General features: G+C 36.5%; 24 protein-coding genes and 1 riboswitch. Of the genes, 21 read left to right on the top strand and 3 right to left on the bottom strand.

Annotation, left to right across the window (positions count from 1 at the left end):
• The first annotated feature begins 113 nt into the window (after positions 1 to 113).
• Positions 114 to 515: a GNAT family N-acetyltransferase gene (locus AC6I0I_RS10255; RefSeq protein ID WP_262953859.1), complete on the top strand. Its 402-nt coding sequence runs from the start codon at positions 114 to 116 to the stop codon at positions 513 to 515.
• Positions 516 to 1226: 711 nt separating this feature from the next.
• Complete coding sequence (locus AC6I0I_RS10250; protein WP_262951004.1) at positions 1227 to 1802, top strand: GNAT family N-acetyltransferase; 576 nt, start codon at positions 1227 to 1229, stop codon at positions 1800 to 1802.
• Here AC6I0I_RS10250 and AC6I0I_RS10245 read toward each other — a convergent pair.
• Positions 1796 to 2236 (bottom strand): staygreen family protein, encoded by a 441-nt coding sequence (locus AC6I0I_RS10245; RefSeq protein WP_262951005.1) that lies wholly within the window; start codon positions 2234 to 2236, stop codon positions 1796 to 1798. The two genes, AC6I0I_RS10250 and AC6I0I_RS10245, sit on opposite strands and share 7 nt — an antisense overlap.
• 922 nt (positions 2237 to 3158) lie before the next feature.
• A riboswitch (Lysine riboswitch) is annotated at positions 3159 to 3334 on the top strand.
• A gap of 106 nt (positions 3335 to 3440) precedes the next feature.
• Between AC6I0I_RS10245 and AC6I0I_RS10240 the strand changes: the two genes are divergently transcribed.
• From AC6I0I_RS10240 to AC6I0I_RS10215, 6 genes are all read left to right on the top strand, one after another.
• On the top strand, positions 3441 to 4871 hold the full coding sequence (locus tag AC6I0I_RS10240) for a YfcC family protein (RefSeq protein ID WP_161831016.1): 1431 nt from the start codon (positions 3441 to 3443) through the stop codon (positions 4869 to 4871).
• Between the two features lie 12 nt (positions 4872 to 4883).
• Positions 4884 to 6014 carry a M20 family metallopeptidase gene (locus tag AC6I0I_RS10235; protein WP_161831017.1) on the top strand — a complete coding sequence of 377 codons (1131 nt, stop codon included), beginning with the start codon at positions 4884 to 4886 and terminating at the stop codon, positions 6012 to 6014.
• A 496-nt stretch (positions 6015 to 6510) separates the two neighbouring features.
• A complete protein-coding gene (locus tag AC6I0I_RS10230) occupies positions 6511 to 7677 on the top strand; it encodes an AI-2E family transporter (RefSeq protein WP_262951007.1) in 1167 nt (388 codons plus the stop codon).
• Between the two features lie 131 nt (positions 7678 to 7808).
• Positions 7809 to 9176 (top strand): immunoglobulin-like domain-containing protein, encoded by a 1368-nt coding sequence (locus tag AC6I0I_RS10225; RefSeq protein WP_262953860.1) that lies wholly within the window; start codon positions 7809 to 7811, stop codon positions 9174 to 9176.
• A 69-nt stretch (positions 9177 to 9245) separates the two neighbouring features.
• Complete coding sequence (locus AC6I0I_RS10220) at positions 9246 to 9779, top strand: helix-turn-helix domain-containing protein (RefSeq protein WP_161832943.1); 534 nt, start codon at positions 9246 to 9248, stop codon at positions 9777 to 9779.
• On the top strand, positions 9734 to 10624 hold the full coding sequence (locus tag AC6I0I_RS10215; RefSeq protein WP_161832944.1) for an IS3 family transposase: 891 nt from the start codon (positions 9734 to 9736) through the stop codon (positions 10622 to 10624). Before AC6I0I_RS10220 ends, AC6I0I_RS10215 begins: the two co-directional genes overlap by 46 nt.
• 25 nt (positions 10625 to 10649) lie before the next feature.
• Here AC6I0I_RS10215 and AC6I0I_RS10210 read toward each other — a convergent pair whose 3' ends face one another.
• Together AC6I0I_RS10210 and AC6I0I_RS10205 are read right to left on the bottom strand one after the other, a co-directional pair.
• Positions 10650 to 11090: an N-acetyltransferase gene (locus AC6I0I_RS10210; RefSeq protein ID WP_202618801.1), complete on the bottom strand. Its 441-nt coding sequence runs from the start codon at positions 11088 to 11090 to the stop codon at positions 10650 to 10652.
• Positions 11087 to 11833 carry a hypothetical protein gene (locus AC6I0I_RS10205; RefSeq protein WP_161832721.1) on the bottom strand — a complete coding sequence of 249 codons (747 nt, stop codon included), beginning with the start codon at positions 11831 to 11833 and terminating at the stop codon, positions 11087 to 11089. The genes AC6I0I_RS10210 and AC6I0I_RS10205 overlap by 4 nt, the downstream gene beginning before the upstream one ends.
• Positions 11834 to 12449: 616 nt before the next feature.
• Here AC6I0I_RS10205 and AC6I0I_RS10200 point away from each other — a divergent pair.
• The 13 genes from AC6I0I_RS10200 to tnpB all read left to right on the top strand — a co-directional run bounded on the left by AC6I0I_RS10200 (position 12450) and on the right by tnpB (position 23456).
• Positions 12450 to 13517 carry an NAD(P)H-dependent flavin oxidoreductase gene (locus tag AC6I0I_RS10200; RefSeq protein WP_262953848.1) on the top strand — a complete coding sequence of 356 codons (1068 nt, stop codon included), beginning with the start codon at positions 12450 to 12452 and terminating at the stop codon, positions 13515 to 13517.
• A gap of 129 nt (positions 13518 to 13646) precedes the next feature.
• Positions 13647 to 14153, top strand: coding sequence for an acetyl-CoA carboxylase biotin carboxyl carrier protein (accB, locus tag AC6I0I_RS10195; RefSeq protein ID WP_161832719.1), 507 nt, complete (start codon positions 13647 to 13649; stop codon positions 14151 to 14153).
• A 38-nt stretch (positions 14154 to 14191) separates the two neighbouring features.
• On the top strand, positions 14192 to 15547 hold the full coding sequence (locus tag AC6I0I_RS10190; RefSeq protein ID WP_161832718.1) for an acetyl-CoA carboxylase biotin carboxylase subunit: 1356 nt from the start codon (positions 14192 to 14194) through the stop codon (positions 15545 to 15547).
• A 3-nt stretch (positions 15548 to 15550) separates the two neighbouring features.
• Complete coding sequence (accD, locus tag AC6I0I_RS10185; protein ID WP_161832717.1) at positions 15551 to 16393, top strand: acetyl-CoA carboxylase, carboxyltransferase subunit beta; 843 nt, start codon at positions 15551 to 15553, stop codon at positions 16391 to 16393.
• Entirely contained in the window at positions 16394 to 17332 is a 939-nt protein-coding gene (locus tag AC6I0I_RS10180; RefSeq protein WP_262950339.1) for an acetyl-CoA carboxylase carboxyltransferase subunit alpha, read from the top strand.
• Between the two features lie 26 nt (positions 17333 to 17358).
• Positions 17359 to 18324 carry a beta-ketoacyl-ACP synthase III gene (locus AC6I0I_RS10175; protein ID WP_262950341.1) on the top strand — a complete coding sequence of 322 codons (966 nt, stop codon included), beginning with the start codon at positions 17359 to 17361 and terminating at the stop codon, positions 18322 to 18324.
• 27 nt (positions 18325 to 18351) lie between these two features.
• Positions 18352 to 19281, top strand: a complete 930-nt coding sequence (gene fabK, locus AC6I0I_RS10170) for an enoyl-[acyl-carrier-protein] reductase FabK (RefSeq protein ID WP_161832714.1) — start codon at positions 18352 to 18354, stop codon at positions 19279 to 19281.
• Positions 19282 to 19303: 22 nt separating this feature from the next.
• On the top strand, positions 19304 to 20230 hold the full coding sequence (gene fabD / locus AC6I0I_RS10165) for an ACP S-malonyltransferase (protein ID WP_262950343.1): 927 nt from the start codon (positions 19304 to 19306) through the stop codon (positions 20228 to 20230).
• Between the two features lie 12 nt (positions 20231 to 20242).
• Entirely contained in the window at positions 20243 to 20986 is a 744-nt protein-coding gene (gene fabG / locus AC6I0I_RS10160) for a 3-oxoacyl-[acyl-carrier-protein] reductase (protein WP_262950345.1), read from the top strand.
• A 20-nt stretch (positions 20987 to 21006) separates the two neighbouring features.
• Positions 21007 to 22245: a beta-ketoacyl-ACP synthase II gene (gene fabF, locus AC6I0I_RS10155; protein ID WP_161832711.1), complete on the top strand. Its 1239-nt coding sequence runs from the start codon at positions 21007 to 21009 to the stop codon at positions 22243 to 22245.
• A 50-nt stretch (positions 22246 to 22295) separates the two neighbouring features.
• A complete protein-coding gene (gene fabZ, locus AC6I0I_RS10150; protein ID WP_161832710.1) occupies positions 22296 to 22721 on the top strand; it encodes a 3-hydroxyacyl-ACP dehydratase FabZ in 426 nt (141 codons plus the stop codon).
• A 218-nt stretch (positions 22722 to 22939) separates the two neighbouring features.
• Positions 22940 to 23110 (top strand): hypothetical protein, encoded by a 171-nt coding sequence (locus AC6I0I_RS10145; protein ID WP_161832239.1) that lies wholly within the window; start codon positions 22940 to 22942, stop codon positions 23108 to 23110.
• Positions 23100 to 23456 carry an IS66 family insertion sequence element accessory protein TnpB gene (gene tnpB, locus AC6I0I_RS10140; protein ID WP_161832238.1) on the top strand — a complete coding sequence of 119 codons (357 nt, stop codon included), beginning with the start codon at positions 23100 to 23102 and terminating at the stop codon, positions 23454 to 23456. The genes AC6I0I_RS10145 and tnpB overlap by 11 nt, the downstream gene beginning before the upstream one ends.
• The last annotated feature ends 5 nt before the right edge of the window (positions 23457 to 23461 follow it).

Here is a 23461-nt window from a genome sequence, read left to right as displayed (position 1 = left end):
GCTTTAATAAAAGGGGCCCATCAGTTAATTAGTGTAAAAATGAAGGGAAGTCGTGTTGATTGAATAGAGATTGCTTTTATAAGATTTATGATAATAGACGGGGAGGGAATTTAGTGGAGGTTAGACGAGGAAATGTAAAAGATGTATTGGATGTAGCCCAATTGGCCCTTGTATTGTGGCCAGATCATTCGTTACATGCGATGGCACTTAACGTATTAGAATCGATTCAAGGAAAAGACGCGGCATGCTTTTTAGCCATTTTGAATCATGAGGTAATTGGTCTAGCGTATGTGAGGTTAAGACAGGGGGAATCTTATTTAGAAGGTTTATTTTTAAAGGAAGACTATCGATGTCGGGAATATTTAATGCAATTAATTAGGGCCTGTGAACAATGGGCGAATGAAAAAGGAACCAAAACATTAATAAGTGGCCTTAACGTGGGAATGCAAGAGGGGAATCCTATGTATCGTTATGTACATTTAGAGTGGGGATTATATGACCGACCATTGGTGTAAGTTTAAATGGAGCGTTGTCAGTTGACATTCATAGGCAATAAAAAAACAGGTGGATGACTCCATCTGTTTTTTTATTGCCTATCATGTGAGTGGCGTTTAACGTAGGTAATCTCATCATCTGAAACCGTTAGAAATTTATTTTGAATCAGGGGCCGTAAATGCGAATCATGTTTTATCAGGAAAAAAATTTAATCGCATCACGTGGGAAAAGTTACTTGTTGAATAAAACGAATAGGCGATTTCTTTAGTCGGAGACAGTTTAGACGAGTACGGTAGGACGTATCTTTTAGTTTATTTTCTCCTTTTGAGCAATTAGGAATAAATCTTTTGCGCAAGATGTATTCTCTGACTTCCTGTTTGAGTCATAATTTGGGTCATAAGAAAAGGTACCAGTCGTATAGTTCATACATGAAACCGAAGACGAAGGTACCCTTTATTATCGTCTTACCGTTTAATTTCATCAAAGAAATCAGTGTATAACAAGGCAAAGACGATGAATAGAATAATACAAATAGCAGCCGTTCTTCCGTTAAACCATCCCATGTTATCACTTCCCCATGAAAGGATTTAAAGAACTCATTCTTGTACAGTAAAGGATATGCTAAGATAAATTAATAAATGAAACTTTGAATGATTCAATGTAGATAAAAATGGCATGGTCATTAGGACGGATGTATATAATAAAAATAAAAAGGTTGGGGAGATGATGAAATGGAAATTCGCACTTATCAACAGGAGGATGAGCGTGGGTGGTTACATTGTCGGGTGTTATCTTTTCTAGATACAGCCTACTATGATATTGTCCTTAATCAAAAGGAAACCTATAGAAACCCGGCTATTGAACTCGTTGCGATAGAGGATGATAAAGTCATTGGTCTTTTAGATATCGAGTGTGAAGAGAAACCGATGACTCTTTGCACGGCGGATCAGACGTTAGGGGGGATGATTACGCATTTGGCCGTGCACCCGGATTATCGTAGGCAAGGGGTAGGGCAGGCTTTGTTATTAGAAGCACAAAATAGATTAGTTAAGAGTGAGATTACTTATCTCGAGGCGTGGACCCGTGACGATCTATGGGTTCATGAATGGTACCTTCATCAACAATTTGAAAAATTAGGGACCTATTTACATGTTTACATTGAGGGCAGTGATGGGATCGCATCCAAAGTTGATGGATTAATTCCGGTACAAACTTTTTGTCAGTATGTTGGAAAGGATAGTGAGAAGATAAAGAAAAAGTACAAACGTGTTCACGAATGTACCGGGTTTTATAAAAGGATTCAATAGTCATTAAAGCAACCAAAACAATCCGTCCGATTTAGGTGGGAATCTTGGGATTGGAAAAAAACATAAATAGGGGCTTGTAGAAACTGGGGATAGAATTGAAAAAAGGATTCATCCCCCTTTTTAATAGCTTTTAATGCTAAAGGGAGTTCGCGTAGAAAGATTTCATTTCTTTTTTCTGTTGAGGCAGTTCCATCAATTCCATCAAGCCGAATGTAAATATAAAAGTAAGGGTGACCAGACTGATGAGCTAACCATTCACCAACGACCTCATCACGCTTTGTTGTTAGTTGTTCATAGGCAAATTCGGATCCAATGACTAAAAAGAGTTCTCCCGTCTGATCAGAGTGGGTCAATGTGTACCGTCTAGGGTGTAATTGGTATAAACGGTTTAATCGGTTATTGACCCATAACTTATTCTCATTAAAGGTACTCATTAAATCGCCCCCTTCAATGTAGTTTATGATGGGAATTAAAGATTGTTATTTTTTTCGAAAATTTTTTGATTCAAAATAATAATCGCTTTTTTAATGGATACCGACCGCTTCATCCGCTCGATCTCATTAAAAAAATAGTTTGATGGATGAGATAAGACATAAAATAGAGTGAGTCTATCTTGTGCCTTTTTCCACAGTTTGATTCAATTATCCACAGGTTTGGGATAGATTATCCACAACGCTATTCCGCCTACATATAATATCTTTTTTCGACATTTCGAAGGGATAAAACATAAAATAAATGATAATTTTCTATTTTTATGCGTATTAATCGATAAAAATAGAAAATTTGACATTTTAACGGATATAAAACGTTGTATTTAGTTGAAAAGTAAGATAAAATGACAGTGTAATTAAATACGTTGTGGATAGCATTGCGAAGATTAACTATCTTATTGACGGATTAGGACGAATGCTTGATAAGAAATTAATTTTTGTAAGAAACCGTAATGAAACAGTGGAAATTAGGATGAGGGAGTTAAGTCAAACAGGGTTAACCCAATTCAATGTATATCTGTGGATAATTTATGGATCGCTATCATTTCGCATTTAAATCATCCCAACTTAGTACGGTTATATCTAAAAAGTCCTGATATGGCCCTCAGGGCTTTTTAAAGAATTAAATAAAAAAGAGAATTAGGGTTGGGGAGCAATCTATTATGATAAATCACAGGGGAATCCTGTTAGCATATTATCATGGAAAAAGAATCAAACAGTGGATCTGTTTGATTCTTTTTTTTAGTTTAATTAAACAGAGAGCGTATTCATTGAAAAAACAGGAGTAGGACAGGGAAATTTAATGAAAAGGACCTTGTCTTTCACTAGGGAATAGGGTATGATAAGAACATATTTATTTGAATAGTTTTTAGATAGAGGTGCGGTAATTAAGAGTACTATTGAGGAGTGAAGATGTTGATGCAATAGGAAAGGAATTCTCGCCGAAGCCTATAATTGATACTTTAAGATTATAGAGCTGGTGTTAAATAAAATATATTTAACATTGTCACGGTTTGATCATCGTGGAGAGCTATCATTTAAGAATCCCCAATAGGAATCGTGTATTCTTTTTGAGAAGTCTTGAGTGAAAAGCTCAAGGCTTTTTTTATCTAGAACTATTTAAAAATTAAAGAGTAGGGGGAGTATTATGATCAGTTTAGAAAACAAAACAACATGTGCAAGTGTGAAAGAAAAAAAACAATTTAAAGTTCCACACACGTTGGTGATTGTAACTGCAATTTTAGTTTTGGTTGCCATTGCAACTTGGATTATCCCAGCCGGAACGTATGAACGTGTCGTAAATGATTTAGGAAATACGGTCGTTGTAAATGATTCATTTTCATATGTTGAATCAACACCTCAAGGATTATTTAGTTTACTACAGGCTCCAATCCATGGAATCGTGGGGGCAGCTGAAATTATTGCCTTTTTATTTATTGTGAGTGGTTCGATTGCGATTATTACTAAAACTCGTGCTATTGACGCGGGTATTACAAACGCGGTTAAATCATTTAAAGGAAAAGAATTATTAATGATTCCTGTTATTATGGGTCTTTTCTCATTAGGTGGAGCTGTCTTTGGGATGACGGAAGAAGCAATTCCATTTATCGCCATGTTAATTCCTTTATGTTTAGCATTAGGTTATGACAGTATCATGGCGATGGCGCTTTCTTATATGGGATGTATTGTCGGATTTGCTACGGCAATGTTAAATCCATTTTCTGTTGGGATTGCTCAAAGCATTGCGCAAGTTCCAGCCGGAACAGGTGTTGGTTTCCGTACAGTTATTTGGTTAGTGACAACCATCGTTTCAACCTTATATTTAATGTGGTACGGACGACGTATTAAAAAGAATCCAACTTTAAGTCCAGCTTATGAAATCGATCAAGCTCGTCGCCAGGATATGGATGCAATGGAGTCAGAACAATTAGAATTTACGATGCGTCATAAAGTAATTTTAGCCTCTATCTTAGTTTGTTTAGGCATTATCATTGTAGGGGTCTTGAAATTTGGTTTTGTTATTCCTGAAATTTCTGCGGTGTTCTTAGCGACAGGAATTGTTTGTGGAATCATCGGACGTTTAAGTTTTGATGATATGGCTACAGCATTTATTCACGGTGCAAAAGATATGATTAGTGCTGCTGTTGTTGTAGGTTTTGCCCGCGCGATTGTGATTATTGCCCAAGACGGTCAAATTATTGATACCATTTTATATAATTTATCGAACGTTATTGGTCAATTACCATCATTAGTAGCAGGTTATGTGATGTTCTTTGTTCAAATGTTTATTAACTTCTTTATTTCATCAGGTTCTGGACAAGCGGCATTAACGATGCCAATTATGGCTCCACTTGGTGAATTAGTCGGTATTACGCCACAAACATCAATTTTAATTTTCCAATTTGGAGACGGATTCTCAAATGCGATTTTCCCAACAAGTGCTGTCTTAATGGCTTGTCTTGGTGTATCGGGAATTCCATGGTCTAAATGGATGAAATGGATTTGGCCATTACAATTAATTTTTGGTGCTTTAGCTATTATTTTTATTACTATTGCTATTCTTATGGGATGGTCGTAAGGGGGATTTATCATGAAAGAACAATTAAAAGTAATTAGTGAGTCGTTAAAAGATCGTTTAGTTGAAATGAATCGATATATTCATGACCATCCTGAACTTGGAAATCAGGAACACGAAGCGGTAAATGTATTAACAACTTTTTTACGAGAAAATGGATTTGAAATTAAATGTCCAGTTGCCGGATTAGACACAGCCTTTGAGGCGGTTTATGATAGTAAAAAACCTGGATTATCAGTGGCTTATTTGTGTGAATATGATGCCCTACCTGAACTTGGACACGGTTGTGGACATAATATGATCGGTGTAATGAGTGCAGGGGCAGGTGTTGCATTAAGTAAGGTAATTGATGAGATTGGTGGAAAAGTCTATGTCTTCGGAACACCAGCAGAGGAAACAAATGGTGCTAAAGTTACAATGACAGAGGCCGGATTGTTCAATGGAATGGATGCTGTAATGATGGTGCACCCCTCGGGATTTACGACAGAGAGCGGGACATCGTTAGCAATGGAGGCGTTGCAATTTGATTACACAGGCCGTCCAGCGCATGCGGCCGCCGCACCAGAAAAGGGAATTAATGCATTAAATGCGGTGATTCAATTATTTAATGGGATTGATGCCTTACGCCAACATGTGACGCCAGATGTAAGAATGCATGGAATTATTACGAACGGTGGAGTGGCAGCAAATATTGTACCGGAACATGCAACCGCCCAATTTTATATTCGTGCAGCAACGAAAGAGTACCTAGCCGTTGTGAAGGAAAAGGTATTAGGGATTGCTAACGGCGCTGCTTTAATGACGGGAGCCACTTTAGAGGTGAGTAACTACGAGATTTCATATGACGATTTAAAAACAAATGAACTTCTTTCAGAGACATTTAATGAGAATATTCGTTCATTAGGAATCGAAGAAATTAAAAAGCCGTCTAAGAGCACAGGGTCAGTAGATATCGGAAATATTAGTAATATTTGTCCAACTATTCATCCGTATATCGGAATTGCTGATTGTGAAATTACGGGACATTCTCAACAGATGGTAGATGCAACTGTTACAGATTTTGCCCATGATCGCTTAGTGATAGCAACAACGGCTCTTGCTTATACGGGATATGATGTATTAGCAGGAAATGTTAAATTAAAATAAAAATCATCTTTGGTGTGCACCCCAAATGTTAGACTAAAAATCTAATGTTAGGGGTGCTTTTTTTATTGTTTTATTCTCCTTATAGCGATATTCAAGATACGGCTATTGAAAGGGGAGATACAATGCTATTTATCTCCGTGATGATGTGCATTTAACTTTTTATAATGGGAATCACCGGGATGTTTATCATTTACACAGTTTTTCTATTTTAGATCCATCATCCAAAATGTATGAGCGCTACGTATAGATGTAGAAAAAAATTATAAAAATATCCATAAATATATAAGTTTATTTTGTTTTATGATATATATAAGTATATAAGTCTAGATAAGTTTTTTACATCATAAAAAAACCTTGTGTTGTAGATGAGGTTCTCTTAACTAATCTCTTCAGTTTAGATATTGGTTGTTGTATTAAATGTAGAAAACGGCTCTGTTTTTATATCGTTAGGTAGTGGCATAAAAATACTAGGGAAAGTTTGTTTTAAGGAGGAGCTATGAAAATCAATTGGGATAAGAAGTATACAACAATTGCTGTTTATGCATTAATTGTGATTAGTTTAAGTATCGTATTTAATAATGTGATTTCTAAACTAGATGTTTTTACTGGAAAGTTAAATCAAATCCTGGTCGTTTTCCAACCGTTTATTATTGGATTTGTTATTGCTTATTTATTAAATTTTATTCTTAAGTTTTATGAAGAAAAAGTCTTTAAAATAAAGATGATAAAAAAAATAAGAAATTTTCCTTCCCGAGGATTAGGGATTTTGTTTTCTTATGTGACAGCACTCATCATTGTTTACCTCTTTATGCAATTTGTTCTTCCTCAATTGATTGAAAGTATTAGTGGATTAATTAATGATATTCCACGATATGTAAGAGAGTTAACAAGTCTTATTGAAACAGAACTATATGAAAGAAATATAGATCAAGAATATATGGCAATTATTAATGAAAAATTTGTGGAAATTACAAACTGGGTGATTCAACTGTTAACCAATATTCTCCCCTTAATTGGAAATATGGTGATGTCTGTTGCCTCAAGTATTTGGAATATTATACTTGGAATTATTATTTCAATTTATTTATTAACGGATAAAGAAAAATTCTTTGCTTTAGGGAAGAAAATTGTAACTTCAATTTTTAATCCTAAGCATACTACCATTATTTTAGATTTAGCTAATCGAACTAATTTAACATTTGGGAAATTTATTGGTGGGAAAATTGTTGATTCGGTGATTATTGGGATCCTCACCCTGATTATCTTGGCAATTTTTAAAATGCCATATATGGTTTTAATTTCGGTGATTATTGGTATTACGAATGTTATTCCATTCTTTGGTCCGTTTATTGGAGCTATTCCATCGGCCATCATTATCTTATTTGTTTCACCTATTCAAGCTTTATGGTTCTTAATTATTGTTCTTGTCATTCAGCAGGTGGATGGAAATATTATCGGACCTAAGATTTTAGGTGATTCCATTGGAATCTCAGCATTTTGGATTTTATTTGCGATATTAGTTGCTGGAAAATTATTTGGATTGATAGGAATGATTATTGGGGTGCCGATGTTTGCGGTTATTTATTCAATTATTAAAGATATTATTGAGGCGAGATTGCGTTATAAAGGATTACCGGTAGAAACGTCTCATTATACGAATTAAAAGGATGCCTTTTAGGCATCCTTTTTTAGTTCCATAAAAATGTAAAAAAGAGAAGTTTTAAAAATAATTCATAAATCGTCCTTTAACGACACATATTAAAAATAACAAATTTTTGAAAGGAAGTAATCGAAATGAGAAAGAGACTTCTTCTAATGACAAGCCTGATTAGCTTTTTATTTATTTCCTCGTTGAATGTTTATGCGAGTGAGTTTATTGAATTTCCAGATGAGCGTTTAGAAGTTGCGATTCTTGAGGAAATGGGGAAAAAGGAAAACGATAAGATTTCAGTAGCAGAGGCACAAAAGGTACAATTTTTACCCCTTTCAAATAAGGGAATTCAAAATCTAGAGGGGATTCAGTATTTTGAAAATGTTAATCATCTACAATTAGGGTTTAATCAACTAACAGACATCACCCCATTACATAAGTTGGATAACCTTAATATTTTAGATTTACAAGGTAATCAACTTGAAGATATTTCCCCCCTAGAAGGCCTAGAACATTTAGTCTCTTTAAATCTTAATGGTAATAACTTAGGAACGTTAGAATCTCTTACTAAGATTCATGGCCTAGGTTATTTGTATGTGAATAATAACCAAATTAAAGATATTTCCCCGACAGCTCATTTGGAAAAACTAGATGTATTTGATTATTCAGGTAATCAAGTCAGTGATATTAGTTGTCTAACCCGATATCATGAATTACGATATGGGGATTTAACTAAACAACAGATAGTCCTTCCTACTCAAAAGGTGAAAAAAGGGAGCGATGTGATTATCGACAATCCAATAAAGACTGTTGAAGGGGGAGTCGAGGATATTACGGTTAAAAACGGAATATATGATGAGTCTACCAATCAGATTATGATAGAAAATGTGACGGAGGATCAAACGGTGGAATACACCTTTGAAGCGACGATTGACTATCCTAAGTATGGGGGGGAAATTGATTTCACTGGTACGGTGACAATGGATATTCAAACAACATTAGGCGGGTTGCCTATTTTATACGGGGTAGATGATATTGAGATTCCATATGGTAAAGAATTTGATTTATTAGAGGGAGTTACGGCGCAAGATGCTGAGGGGGTAGATTTAACGGAACAAATTGTAGTTGAAGGAGAAATTGATGTTTTTACAGCAGGGGATTATGAAATTATTTACCGCGTAACGGATAGTGAGGGTCAGATCGAAACCGTGCACCGACTTGTGACTGTTGCGACTCCAGTTATCGGAAACCAATCTCCAGTTATTAATGCACAGAATCGTATTGTTAACAAGGGAGATAGCTTTAATCCATTAGAAGGTGTGACGGCAATGGATGAAGAAGACGGCGAATTGACTGCTAACATCGAAGTAATTAATAATACTGTTAATGTCAATGAAATAGGTATTTATGAAGTGACCTATCGCGTACAAGATTCTAATGGGGCGACCACTATTATAACGGTTGATGTAGAGGTACATGATATTCCAACCACCGGATTTTCACTATTTTAAAAAGGGTCTAATTATGATGTGCACCCCAAATGTTAGACTAAAAAATCTAACGTTAGGGGTGTTTTTTCTATGGCTAAATATAGTCCAGAATTCAAATTAAGGATTGTTAATGAATATTTACAAGGGACTTTAGGTTATCGATCGCTTGCTAAGAAATATCAGATTCCAAGTCAATCACAAATTGAAACATGGGTTAGACAGTATAAACAAGAAGGAAAAAACGGATTACAACCAAAAGAAAAACAAGTATATACTGGAGAATTTAAATTAAATGTATTAAACTATATCAAGACAACAGGTGCTTCATATAGCCAAACTGCTATTCATTTTGGAATATCAGATATAGGAACGATTGCGAATTGGAATGCAACGTTTCTAAAAGGCGGTGTAGAGGCATTACTTAAACCGAAAGGAAGGTCTCAAAGCCCTATGCCAAAATTAAAAGCATCTAAACAACCGAAAACTTTAACACGTGAACAACAATTAGAAGAAGAAATTAAATTACTCAGAATTGAGAATGAATACTTAAAAAAGTGTCACGCCCATGGGATTACGCCATGGAACCAAAGAATCAAATCGAGACAAGAATCATCCAAGAATTAACGGCTAATTTTAAATTAAGTGATATTTTAAAGGTCACAAAATTTCCTAAATCAACCTATCATTATTGGGTTAAAAAGATGGCGCAAGAGAATCCAGATCAAGAACTTGAAAATCTTATTTTAAGCATTTTTAAAGAAAATGATGAGAATTATGGTTATCGTCGAATCACAGATGAGCTTCATCATCGAGGTCATCGGGTTAACCATAAGAAAGTCTATCGTCTGATGAAAAAGCGTGGAATTATTTGCGTTAAGTTTAGTCATAAATCACGTAAATATCGTTCGTATAAAGGAACTGTTGGAACAGTGGCTAAGAATCGAATTAACCGCCGATTTAATACCCCTTATCCGTATCAGAAATTGACAACAGATGTGACTGAGTTTAAAACGCAGGAAGGAAAGAAATTATATTTAAGCCCAATCATGGACATGGCAACCGGTGAAATTTTGTCCTATTCAATGAGCCATAAACCTGACTTGAATTTTGTCATGGAATCTCTGAATCAGGTCCTACCTATTCTCAAACAAGCAAAATATAGAATAACCCTTCATTCCGATCAAGGTTGGCAGTATCAACATCAAAAATGGGTTAAAGCATTAAAAACACATAAAATTTTTCAAAGTATGTCACGAAAAGGAAATTGTCTAGATAATTCACCGATGGAAAACTTCTTTGGAATCCTTAAACAAGAAATGTACTATGGAAAGACATTTAAAACCTATGAGGAGTTAAAAGAAGCCATTGAAAACTATATCTACTACTATAATCATAAACGAATTAAAAGAAAATTGGCTGGTATGAGTCCAGTCAAATACCGAATTCGTACCAGCCAATTAGCTGCATAATATTAAGTTCAACTTTTGGGGTTCACTACATTAAGACCCTTTTTTTCATGATGTATTCAGCTTTACCTGAATCTACATTCAGTTGACGATCGATGATTTGAAATCCCATTTTTTTATAAAACAGGACGGCATTTTTGTTCTCTTCATAGACAGCTAGGGTAAGTTCTGATTGGTGCCGAAAAACAACTTCTAATAGTTTTTTGCCAATTCCTTGATGTTGATAGCGAGGTAAGATAAAGAGTGCACCGATAAAAGCTTCCTCTATAAGACTAATAAATCCTTTGATGACTCCGCCCTCTTCAAACACTAAAGTTTTTGATTGTGGAAGATATTCTCGCTTCACAACTTCATAACTTTTTTCCCAATAGTGAAGATCAATAAAGGGATGGGCATCTACTGTACTTTGAAACCAAATATCCATTACCGAATCAATATCCGAATCTACCATTTTTCTTATCATTGTCATTTATTACCTCCTAGAAAATAGTCGTTTAACTGCTTCATCATGTAAGGTTTATTATTTTCTAATTGTTTAAAGCGGTGGGCATTAGCCCCAGATGGATGGGGAAACCCCCGGAGGATTTGCTTTTCATTTATCATCTGGTGATTTGCTAGGTATAACAAAGCTTCCTCCACGCCTTTTCCTAACGGAATAATGAGTACATTATGGAGATTTGATAGTTCATCCACAAAGTAGTGTTCGATATATTTGAGTAAAATGGGGGTTTTTAATAATTTAGGTTGATGCCCGGTATAATTTTTTCCTTTTACAAATACAGGGTAGGGAATGAGGGACAGGGTGTGGAGTAATTCATCGTGAGTTGTGAAGAGTTCCTCCACATCGTCGATGTGGAGAAATTCATTTAGTTTTAATTGGCGAAGTAAGTCTAATAGATTTTTACGTAGTGCCCCACTAAACCTTGCCTGAACTTTACATTGATATTTTATTTCCTCAAGTGAACATCCTGTTTCGAGACAGGAGCGGGCTGTGCTAATAGCCGTGTTCATTTGCTCGAACCCCGGTGTAATACCTACAATAAAAATTTTAGCGTGGGGATTGATATATTCATTGTGAGGAGCGTAATAAATTTGAACACCATTTCCTTCTTCAATTAGAAAATCACGTGTGAGTAATTCCTCTTTTGTGTATTTTTTTTTCAAGGGCAATTGTTTAATAGCGGGCACGTAGTTTTGAAGAAATTGTTTCATGTGAATAGACCTCCATTTCTTTCGTTCATCAATGAAGTGATTTAGTAATGAATATCTTCATTAGGATTCCACCCTTGTGATAGGTAATACTTCCTTTTAGGCTTTTTTAAATCGTTAATGATGTGAAATCTTCCGTAGTAACCGTCGTCTACTTATATATTACAGCTTTTTAATAATAGAAGCTAGCCATACTGAGTGGAGATTCGATTGTGGTGATAAACAGTTTTTAAATCATAGTGCCGAAAGAGGGGGGATAAGTTGGAACGAGCGGCTACATTTCTGTGAAGACGTTATTTATACGGTATTCGTGTAAATTTTAATTTCTTCTACTTAGAAAGCGGTTTCGGTGAGTTTTTTTCTCCTTTGATTAGGGAGGTATTTGCTAAAAATAAGGCCTAATGTTCAAAAAAAAAGACGCTAAACATATAGTTAATGGGTGAGATAGAGAAATAAATGTTTCCTATTTTCACGAGATAATGTAAAAAAACTTTGAAATTCAAAAAAATAATCTCCTTTTAGAAAAGAGATGTGCTATAATTCCACCATAGTTAATAAATAGAGTATTTAAACCTATTATATAGTTTTAAATACTACATAATTATAGGTGGTGGATAAAATGGAATTTAAATCATTAAAAATTGGAAAATTCGAATTGGATCTTCCAATCGTTCAAGGTGGAATGGGAATCGGAATTTCGCGCTCAAATTTAGCGGCGGCTGTCTCAAATAGCGGTGGGCTAGGTGTCCTATCAGGTGCACAAATTGGCCATGATGAACCTGATTTTGAGACGAACACGTTACAAGCAAATCTAAGAGCTGTTAAAAAACATATTAAAAAGGCAAAGGAAGCAACCAATGGGAAGATGATTGGAATTAATCTGATGGTTGCGATGGAAAACTACGAGGAACATGTACAAGCTGCTGTTGATGCGGGAGTTGATATTATTATTTCGGGGGCTGGATTACCGCTTACTTTACCAGGGTTGCTAAAAGGGTCTGATACAATGTTTGCACCTATCGTTTCAAGTGCCCGTGCTGCCAAAGCGTTACTTAAAAATTATGACCGTAAATACCAAGTTGCACCGGATATGATAGTGATAGAGGGCCCTAAGGCTGGGGGACACTTAGGGTTCAAATTAGAGGATATTGAGAAGGATACTATCGATCTAGATCAAATTGTTAAAGATGTTATCGAAATTTCAAATGATTATGCGCAAAAGTATCAGAAGGAGATTCCAGTTATTGTTGCAGGGGGAGTTTTTGACGGAAATGATATTGCTCATTATTTAAAATTAGGAGCCGCTGGTGTTCAAATGGCAACTCGATTTATTGCAACAGAAGAATGTGATGCGCATATAAATTTCAAAAACGCCATTATCAATTCAAAAAAGGAAGATATTATTTTAGTAAAAAGTCCGGTTGGAATGCCAGGACGAGCAATTTTAAATCCATTTAGTCAAAGGTACGGAATTAAACGTGAAAAAATTAGAAAATGTTATAACTGCGTAAAACCGTGTAATCCGGCGACGACCATTTATTGTATTAGTAAAGCCTTATTACATGCGGTGCGTGGTGAGGTAGATGAAGCATTACTTTTTTGTGGGTCAAATGCCTATCGAGTCAATGAGTTAACGACTGTCGATGATCTGATGCAAACTTTAAAGCAGGAACTCTTATCTGCCTAATAAAAAAGTAAAAGAATAGCCCTCTAGGGTTGACAGATATCTAACTGTCCTTTATATTAAATAATATATTTGAACTTCAAAATATTTGAAAAGGTTAATATTTGATTTTGGAACAAAGGAGGAATAGAGATGAGTCAATCAGTGAAAGAATTAGATCGTAATGACGTAACGACTGATTATATGGATAATGTCTTACAGTTAATGGATCGATTTTCAAATAGTGATATGACACAGTTAAAGGTAGAAGTTGAGGGGTTTAAAGTTTCACTTCAAAGAGAGGTTAAGGAGATTATTCAGACAATTTCATCGGTTCAACCTTCGGTGACGGAAGTTGTTCCAGTGACACAAACACAGATTGTTTCGGTTAATAATGAGGGGGTTGAAGTTTCTTCGACGAATAACCTTAAAGAAGTGAAGGCGCCATTAGTAGGAACGTTCTATAGTTCTAATGAACCTGGTGGGAAACCATTTGTTTCTGTCGGTGATACCGTTAAAAAGGGACAGGTTTTATGCATTGTTGAGGCAATGAAAGTCATGAATGAGATTGAATCGCCTTATGATGGGGTTGTGAAGGACATTATGGTTGAGAATGAAGAGGCTATTGGATTCAATCAAGTATTAATGCGTATTGAATAGAATGATTAAGTTTTTGGTGAAAAAGGTGAGGTGTAAAAATGTTACACAAGATATTAATTGCGAATCGTGGAGAAATTGCGGTTCGAATTATTCGAGCATGTAAGGAAATGGGGATTGAAACCGTAGCAATTTACTCAACGGCAGATGATCGGGGATTACATGTTGATTTAGCTGACGAGGCGATTTGTGTAGGACCTACTAAAATTCAGGATAGTTATTTAAATATGAATAATATTTTGAGTGCTGCTGTTGCTACAGGGTGCGATGCTATTCATCCGGGATTTGGATTCCTATCCGAAAATAGTACCTTTGCAACATTAACAGAGGAGTTAGGTCTTAAATTTATCGGTCCTAAAGGGACTGTCATTGATCAGATGGGGAATAAGGCTAAAGCACGTGAGATGATGATTCAATCAGGCGTACCGGTTGTACCGGGCTCAGATGGATTAATTGAAACTGTTGAAGAGGGGAAAGCAATTGCAAATCGAATCGGTTATCCTGTGTTAGTCAAAGCCTCTGCCGGCGGCGGAGGACGTGGGATGCGTATTATTCGTGATGATTCTGAATTTGAAGAGCTATTTCAAACGGCTAAGTTAGAAGCCAAGATGGCATTTGGGGATGATTCGATGTATATGGAGAAGTTTATTGAGAATCCAAGACATATCGAATTTCAAATTTTAGCTGACCAATATGGAAATGTCGTTCATTTATATGATCGCGATTGTTCAGTACAACGACGTAATCAAAAAGTTATTGAAGAAGCACCGTCTCCTGTTTTAGACCAAAAGACTCGTCAGCGGATGGGAGAGATGGCGGTCCTTGCTGCAAAAACGGTTGGCTATGAAAATGCGGGAACCATTGAATTTTTATTAGATAAGCATCATCAGTTTTACTTTATTGAGATGAATACACGAATTCAAGTTGAGCATCCGATTACAGAGATGATCACGGGAATTGACTTAATTAAAGAACAGATTAAAATTGCTTCTAATTTACCGTTATCTTTTACACAGGATGAGATTAAGATTCAAGGGCATGCCATGGAATGTAGAATTAACGCTGAAAATCCGCATCAAAATTTCAAACCTTCTCCGGGGACAATAGAGGTTTTAAATCTACCGAGTGGATTTGGTGTACGTGTTGACACGGCTGTTTATCAAGGATATGAAATTCCTCCATTTTATGATTCAATGGTTGGAAAGTTAATTGTTCACGGGGAGAACCGTGATGAGGCTGTGGCAAAAATGAAGCGTTCATTAGAGGAATTGGTAGTAACGGGGATTGATACAAATATTGATTTCCAATATGCAATTATGGATCATCCAGATTTTATTAGTAATGATTATGATACGAGTTTTATTCAACAACATATGCGTGAATTGGAGGTGGGATAATAAATGGGATTTTTTCTACAACGGCAGAAGAAGTTAAAATCATCAACTCCTAAACGAGATATCAACGAGGGAGTTTATACAAAATGTGAATCATGTAAAGAGGTTGTATCGGTTAGACAATTAAACACTAATTTAGGAGTTTGTCCAAGTTGTGGATTTCATCATCGGATGACGGCACAACAACGGTTGGATAGTCTGATTGATCCGGGAAGTTTCAAAGAAATAAATCGTCGCTTACATACGCTTAATCCGTTATCCTTTCCAGGATATGAGAAAAAAATCGAAGGATTAATGGAGAAAACTCAATTAAATGAAGCAGTAGTGACCGGAATTGGTAAAATTGCCGGATACAGCGTTGCTATCGGTATTATGGACAGCCATTTTTTAATGGCAAGTATGGGCTCAGTCGTTGGTGAAAAGATTACGCGTTTAATCGAGGTCTCTACTTCACGTAAAATTCCACTTATTATGGTGTGTACATCGGGTGGTGCGCGGATGCAGGAGGGAATTTATTCCCTTATGCAGATGGCTAAAACATCGGCGGCACTTGCTAAACATAACCAAGCAGGCTTGTTATATATTAGTGTTTTGACCCATCCAACGATGGGTGGAGTTACTGCCTCATTTGCTACTTTAGGAGATATTATCATTGCAGAAAAGGGTGCCTCTGTTGGATTTGCGGGGCGTCGTGTTGTTGAACAGACGATTAAACAAAAACTTCCTGATCATTTTCAAACAGCTGAATTTTTACAGGAAAAAGGACTAGTGGATTTAGTTGTTAGTCGATATGAGTTAAGAGATAAACTTGCAATGTTAATTGAATTGCACGAAGGGAGTGAATGTTAGATGTCTATTCTTGATTTAGAAGTAAAGATTTCTGAGATTGAAATGAAATTAAATGAAATTTCATTAGACGATCAGGAGGAGATAGAGGAACTACAGCAACAATTAAATCGTTATAAAAAACGCGCCTATCAACATCTAACAGCATGGGATCATGTTACATTAGCCCGTCACTCCAAACGTCCTAAGGCACGTGATTACATAGAATATATTTTTGATTCTTTTATTGAGTTACATGGTGATCGGTTATATCGTGATGATGAAGCGATTATTGGGGGAATTGCAAAGTTAGGGAATCAAGCAGTCACTGTTATTGCCCACCAAAAAGGATGTACAACAGCTGAAAATATTAAGTGTAATTTTGGAATGCCTCATCCTGAGGGATATAGAAAGGCATTACGTTTGATGAAACAGGCTGAAAAATTTAATCGTCCGATTATCACTTTTATTGATACACCAGGGGCCTATCCGGGACCCGAGGCCGAGGAACGTGGGCAAGGTCATGCTATTGCAGAGTGCTTACGTGAGATGTCAAATTTAACGGTTCCAACTTTATCAATTGTTATTGGTGAAGGTGGAAGTGGTGGGGCTTTAGCCTTGGGAGTTAGCGATGAAATTTGGATGTTAGAGTATGCGATTTACTCTATTTTATCCCCAGAGGGATTCGCCTCTATTTTATATAAGGATGGATCACGCGCGCAGGAAGCGGCCGAGGTGATGAAACTAACAGCTAAGGAATACTTAGATCGAGGAATTATTGAGAAAATTATAAAAGAACCTATTGGTGGGGCCCATCAATTTCCACAATACGTATTTGACCAATTAAAAGAACAGCTAAATGGGTACCTTTCACAGGTGAAAAAAATGACAACAAGACAATTGTTAAATAAACGTTATAAAAAATATAGATTGATTGGGGAATACGATTCCCTTAATCGTTAGCATTTAAGAAAGCAGAGGTGAACTGAGTGGGGATTAAGATTTTAGGGAGTGGATATTGCGTTCCCGCTGCTAAATTAAATAATAAGCAGATAGAGTCCATTGTGGATACAACGGACGAATGGATTTTTACACGAACCGGGATATCGAATCGTTATATTGCTACAACCGAAGATACAACGGATCTAGCTTATGGTGCAGCCAAAGGTGCGATTGAATCTGCGGCTATTGATTTTGATGAGATTGGTTTAATTATTGTTGCCACATTTACTCCTGAGCAATTAACACCGTCAACAGCATGTCTAATTCAGGCAAGGTTAGGTATTAGTCAACCTGTTATTGCATTTGATATGAATGCTGCCTGTACCGGTTTTGTATACGCACTTGTAACTGCGGAACAATTTTTAAAAGCTAATCCAATCAAGAAAGCTTTAGTGATTGGTGCAGAAGTTTTATCGAAAATTATGGATTGGAATGATCGTTCAACCTGCGTATTATTTGGTGATGGTGCAGGTGCGGCTGTTATTGAGTATGATGGTACGCCGTCGCCAAGCTTTTATTTAAATTGTAAGGGTGACGAAGAAGGTGTACTAGGTACAAGTAAATTTCCTGTTAACAATCCGCTTTATCAAACGGAGATAACACCTATTTCTTTTCATATGCATGGTGCGGCAGTCTTTAAATTTGCCGTAACAGCGATTAAAGAAACTATTGAAAAATTATTAAAGGAAAATCAACTAACATTAGAAGATATTGATTTAATTATCCCACATCAGGCTAATAAAAGGATTATTGATAAAGTTGTTAAAGATTTAAGCGCGTCATCTGAGCAATTCTTTTTAAATGTCTCCGAATATGGAAACACATCGGCAGCGAGTATCCCAATTGCATTAAATGAAGCAATGAATAAACAGATAGTTAAATCTGGGGATCGTGTCATGCTAATAGGATTCGGTGGGGGATTAACATGGGGCGGATGCATCGTCTCTATTTAAAATATGAACATAAGGGAGGATAAAAAGATGTCTTTGACAACTTTATTAAATATTAAATATCCAATTATTCAAGGAGGAATGGCGAATATTTCTTTAGCGGAGCTAGCAGCAGCAGTTTCTAATGCAGGCGGATTAGGTATTATTGGTTCTGGTGGCTGGGATGCCAATCGATTAAGAGATGAGATTGTAAAATGCAAGAAGTTAACAGATAAGCCATTTGGGGTTAATTTAATGTTAATGAACCCACATTGTGATGAGCTGGCTAAAGTTATTGTAGAAGAGGGAGTTAAAGTTGTTACTACGGGTGCTGGAAGCCCCGGTCCATATATCGAGATGTTTAAAGCAGCTGGAATCAAAATTATTCCTGTCGTGCCTTCGGTGGCTCTTGCAAAGCGTGTTGCGCGATTAGGTGTAGATGCTATTATTGCTGAAGGAACAGAATCGGGCGGACATGTAGGTGAGCTAACAACGATGGCCCTTTTACCTCAAGTAGTTGATGCCGTTGATTTACCGGTTATTGCGGCAGGTGGAATTGCCGATGGTCGCGGAATGGTGGCGGCGATGGCTCTAGGAGCTTGTGGTGTTCAAATTGGAACAAGGTTCTTAACAGCAAAGGAATGTCCGGTTCATGAGAACTATAAACAGGCTATTTTAAAGGCGAAGGATACGGATACAGTTGTTACGGGACGAAGTGTTGGAGTCCCTGTTCGTTGTTTGAAAAATCCAATGACTAGAGAATACGTGGCTCTTGAGAAAAAAGGAGTTTCTGCTGAGGAACTTGAGTATTTAACATTAGGATCATTACGTAAGGCTGTTCTTGATGGGGATGTTAAAGGTGGTTCGGTTATGGTTGGACAAGTGGCCGGAATGCTTTCAAAAGTACAAACAGTCTCTGAAATTATTGAGGATATTTATAACCATGCATCAAAGGTTATGGAAGATTTAAAAGTCAGCTAAGAGAGAAAGGGGCAATCATATTATGGCGAAAATCGCATTTTTATTTTCTGGTCAGGGATCACAATATGCTGGAATGGGTAAATCTTTTTATGAATCTAATGAGAGAGCGCGTCAATTAATGGATAAAGCGAACGAAATCTTACCCTTTAACATAAAGGAATTATGTTTTGAAGATGCGGAAAAAAGATTAAATGAAACGACTTATACACAACCCGCTATTTTCGTTGTTTCTCAAATGGCATTATCATTATTAGAAGAGGCGGGGGTTAAACCAGACGTTTTAGCGGGATTTAGTTTAGGGGAATACTCAGCCCTTTGTGCAGCAGGAGTGTTTGATTTTAATGCAGGTGTTTCATTAGTTGCAGATCGTGGAGCTTTAATGGGAGCAGTTACGAATGGAAAAATGGCAGCTATACTTGGACTAGATAAAGAAAAGGCAGAGGCTCTTTGTCAGGAGGCATCAGATAAAGGAATTGTTGAAGTCGCTAATTTAAATTGTCCAGGACAAATTGTGATTGGTGGAACGGTAGAAGCAATTGACTATGCCTGTGAAATTGCCAAAAATTATGGAGCAAAACGAGCCATTGTTTTACCGGTCAGTGGTCCTTTCCATACCTCTTTATTACAAGAGACGGCAAAAGATTTTGGTGAACTTTTAGAGTCTAAAGAGATAAATGAGCCTCAGATTCCACTTGTTCTAAATGTACTCGGGGATTACTATCGTTCAGATAGAGACTTAAGGGAGTTAATGGTTTCTCAAATGGCGACGAGTGTTGAGTGGGAAAAAAGTATTCGTCAAATGATGGATGCGGGAGTGGATACTTTTATTGAAATTGGTCCCGGAAAGACATTAAGCGGTTTCGTGAAAAAAATTAATCGTCAGGCTAAAGTCTTAAACGTTGAAGATATGGATTCATTACAAAAAACATTAAATGAATTGAGCGCATAGGAGGAATTTTAAATGAAACTACAAGGGAAAGTAGCTCTAGTAACGGGAGGATCACGTGGAATTGGGGCCGCTATTGCGTTAAAGTTGGCATCACTAGGATGCCATGTGGCTATTAATTACGCGGGGAATGTTAACAAAGCAGAAGAAACATTAGCTCGTATTCAATCGTTAGGTGTAGATGCTAAAATTTATCAGGCTAATGTGGCTAATTATGACGAGGTAGAGGTCATGACTAAGCAAATTATCAAAGATTTTGGACATCTCGATATTATTATTAATAACGCAGGGATTACGGCGGACAATTTAATGATGAGAATGGATCAACAATCTTTTGATTCTGTAATAGATGTTAATTTAAAAGGAACGTGGAATGTTTGTAAAAGTGTGACACGCTCTATCTTAAAACAGCGAGAGGGAGTTATTATTAATCTATCGTCTGTTGTTGGAATGAATGGAAACATTGGACAAGCAAACTATGCAGCCTCAAAAGCTGGAGTTATTGGATTGACTAAATCATTAGCGAAAGAGTTTGCATCACGTAAAATTCGAGTAAATGCGATCGCTCCAGGCTATATTAAATCGGATATGACAGCTAAACTATCAGATGATGTTACTGAAAAAGTTTTGGAAAATATCCCGTTAGGTCAACTTGGAGAAGTAGAGGATATTGCAAATGCCGTGGCCTTTTTAGTAAGTGATGAGGCACGATATATTACAGGGCAAGTCTTAGTTGTAGACGGTGGAATGGCTATTTAATGAAAGAGGGTGTAATGACTGTGAATAAGCGTAGGGTTGTAGTGACAGGATTAGGAACTGTTTGTCCCGTTGGTAATGATGTTGATACGATGTGGGAAAATATTAAAAATGGTGTTTGTGGAATCGATGAAATTACTCATTTTGATACAACTGATTTTAAAGTTAAATTAGCTGGAGAAATTAAAGATTTAAATATTGAAGATTATATTAATAAGAAAGAAGCTAAACGATTGGATCGTTTTAGCCAACTGGCCTTAATAGCTGCTAAGCAAGCCTATGAGGATTCAAAAATTAATATGGATGAGATTGAAGCCAATCGCTTTGGAGTTATTTTAAGTTCGGGAATTGGTGGAATTGGAACAATTGAATCGGAAAAGGAAAAAGGAATCAAAAAGGGATATGAACGTGTATCACCATTTTTTATCCCAATGGCTATTGGAAATTTGGCTGCCGGAAATGTTGCTATTATGCTAGGGGCTAAAGGAGCTTGTTTAGATATTGTAACTGCATGCGCCGCTGGGACTAATTCAATTGGTGAGGCCTTTAAATATGTCCGTGATGGATATGCTGATATTATGTTAGCGGGTGGTGCAGAGGCTTCAATTACACCGCTTGGTATCGGTGGATTTTCTTCAATGAAGGCCTTATCTACAGCAACAGATAAAAATCGTGCATCTATCCCTTTTGACGCTGAGCGTAATGGGTTTGTTATGGGAGAAGGTTCAGGAGCATTAATTTTGGAAGAATACGAGCATGCCAAAAAACGTGGAGCAACTATTTATGCCGAGCTTATTGGATATGGTGTAAGTTGTGATGCATTCCATATGACAGCTCCTGATACAGAGGCAAATGGTGCTGCCGCTTGTTTTACAATGGCATTAAATGATGCAAATATTACAGCAGATCAAATAGATTATATTAACGCACATGGAACATCGACGCCATTAAATGATAAGTTAGAAACTCTAGGAGTAAAAAAGGTATTTGGTGATCAGACAAATGTGATGCTTAGTTCAACTAAAGGGCATACAGGGCATCTTCTAGGGGCAGCGGGAGCAGTGGAGGCCATTATTACAGTTAAATCGTTACAGGATGGTTTTGTTCCAGGAACTATTAATTATTCACAGCCTGATCCTGAATGTGATTTAGACATTGTTCCAAATCAGGGACGTAAAATGGATATTGAATATGCGTTATCAAATTCGTTAGGATTTGGTGGACATAATGCGTGTGTTATTTTCAAAAAATATGCCGGATAAAAGATTAACTTTTCTTTCTATATTATATGTATTAAATGGAGGGTGCTTAAATGGTTTTAAATAGTAATCAGATTCAGGAAATTATTCCTCATCGTTATCCATTTTTATTAGTTGATCGTATAGATGAATTAGAACCTGGTAAGAGAGCATTAGGGACGAAATGTGTTTCTGCAAATGAAATGCAATTCATGGGACATTTTCCGCAACAACATGTGATGCCTGGGGTTCTTATTATTGAGGCCCTTGCTCAAGTAGGGGCAGTTGCCATCTTAAGTTTGGAAGCTAATAAGGGGAAAATTGCCTATTTTGCAGGTATTAAAACGGCGAAGTTCCGTCAAAAGGTTGTTCCTGGAGATGTGTTGACTCTAGAAACTGAACTAGTTAAAGTGAAGGGGAGTATTGGAGTCGGCAAAGCAATTGCAACTTTAAATGGTAAGGTTGCTGTAGAGGCCGAACTAACATTTGCGATTGGATAATAAAATAAAAAACTGTTTTAAAGCGGGTGATTTGTCCATGCTTTGAAACAGTTTTTTTATGGGTTTTTAATAGTTAGTATTCGTAACTGATGATAAGAATGATTTTTGAATCTATTTAAAAGGGAAAGTTACTAAGTAAGCGCGTAATATAAACATGTCTATTTTGACCTCCAACTTTGAGCTATACTTTAGCTATCAAAGAAAAGGAGGTCATTTTTATGAAGGAAAGTCCATTAATTGTTCCGATTCAACTTGAAACAGATTCCACTAAAAAAAGAACTCCCATCTGTTGTGTTCAACTGAATGGAAGTGAAATAACTTTTTATCCTGGGATTAATGACGATCTTTTAAGGAGAGTTCTGACGGAGTTGATGAAAAATGTTAGTTGATTTCACTCATGTTAAAAATATTTTTGTCGTTTGTGGTCGGACGGATATGCGTTGTGGGATTGATCGTCTCGCGGGAATTATTACGGATAAATATAATTTAGATTTATTTGATGATGCCTTATTTCTTTTCTGTGGTCTAAAAAAGGATCGATTTAAAGCACTTTATTGGGATACGGATGGCTTTATCCTCTTATATAAAAGGCTAGAGAATGGGAACCTTCAATGGCCACGAAACCAAGAAGAAGTCAAAAAGTTAACGAGTCAGGAGCTTCGCTGGTTACTTGAGGGACTCTCTATCCAACAGCCTAAAGCTATCAAACCCGCCCGCAAAGGATGCATTAATTAAAAATG

The organism is Turicibacter sp. St.80E1, from assembly GCF_059728495.1.
Note: the sequence above shows the minus strand (reverse complement) of the source record. Positions and strands in the feature narration are given on the sequence as shown.

Bases quoted from the DNA above. Each gene is read 5' to 3' on its own strand.
- AC6I0I_RS10250 (WP_262951004.1), top strand. From the start codon at position 1,227: ATGGAAATTCGCACTTATCAACAGGAGGATGAGCGTGGGTGGTTACAT.
- AC6I0I_RS10245 (WP_262951005.1), bottom strand. From the start codon at position 2,236: ATGAGTACCTTTAATGAGAATAAGTTATGGGTCAATAACCGATTAAAC.
- AC6I0I_RS10240 (WP_161831016.1), top strand. From the start codon at position 3,441: ATGATCAGTTTAGAAAACAAAACAACATGTGCAAGTGTGAAAGAAAAA.
- AC6I0I_RS10235 (WP_161831017.1), top strand. From the start codon at position 4,884: ATGAAAGAACAATTAAAAGTAATTAGTGAGTCGTTAAAAGATCGTTTA.
- AC6I0I_RS10230 (WP_262951007.1), top strand. From the start codon at position 6,511: ATGAAAATCAATTGGGATAAGAAGTATACAACAATTGCTGTTTATGCA.
- AC6I0I_RS10225 (WP_262953860.1), top strand. From the start codon at position 7,809: ATGAGAAAGAGACTTCTTCTAATGACAAGCCTGATTAGCTTTTTATTT.
- AC6I0I_RS10220 (WP_161832943.1), top strand. From the start codon at position 9,246: ATGGCTAAATATAGTCCAGAATTCAAATTAAGGATTGTTAATGAATAT.
- AC6I0I_RS10215 (WP_161832944.1), top strand. From the start codon at position 9,734: ATGGAACCAAAGAATCAAATCGAGACAAGAATCATCCAAGAATTAACG.
- AC6I0I_RS10210 (WP_202618801.1), bottom strand. From the start codon at position 11,090: ATGACAATGATAAGAAAAATGGTAGATTCGGATATTGATTCGGTAATG.
- AC6I0I_RS10205 (WP_161832721.1), bottom strand. From the start codon at position 11,833: ATGAAACAATTTCTTCAAAACTACGTGCCCGCTATTAAACAATTGCCC.
- AC6I0I_RS10200 (WP_262953848.1), top strand. From the start codon at position 12,450: ATGGAATTTAAATCATTAAAAATTGGAAAATTCGAATTGGATCTTCCA.
- accB (WP_161832719.1), top strand. From the start codon at position 13,647: ATGAGTCAATCAGTGAAAGAATTAGATCGTAATGACGTAACGACTGAT.
- AC6I0I_RS10190 (WP_161832718.1), top strand. From the start codon at position 14,192: ATGTTACACAAGATATTAATTGCGAATCGTGGAGAAATTGCGGTTCGA.
- accD (WP_161832717.1), top strand. From the start codon at position 15,551: ATGGGATTTTTTCTACAACGGCAGAAGAAGTTAAAATCATCAACTCCT.
- AC6I0I_RS10180 (WP_262950339.1), top strand. From the start codon at position 16,394: ATGTCTATTCTTGATTTAGAAGTAAAGATTTCTGAGATTGAAATGAAA.
- fabK (WP_161832714.1), top strand. From the start codon at position 18,352: ATGTCTTTGACAACTTTATTAAATATTAAATATCCAATTATTCAAGGA.
- fabD (WP_262950343.1), top strand. From the start codon at position 19,304: ATGGCGAAAATCGCATTTTTATTTTCTGGTCAGGGATCACAATATGCT.
- fabG (WP_262950345.1), top strand. From the start codon at position 20,243: ATGAAACTACAAGGGAAAGTAGCTCTAGTAACGGGAGGATCACGTGGA.
- fabZ (WP_161832710.1), top strand. From the start codon at position 22,296: ATGGTTTTAAATAGTAATCAGATTCAGGAAATTATTCCTCATCGTTAT.
- AC6I0I_RS10145 (WP_161832239.1), top strand. From the start codon at position 22,940: ATGAAGGAAAGTCCATTAATTGTTCCGATTCAACTTGAAACAGATTCC.
- tnpB (WP_161832238.1), top strand. From the start codon at position 23,100: ATGTTAGTTGATTTCACTCATGTTAAAAATATTTTTGTCGTTTGTGGT.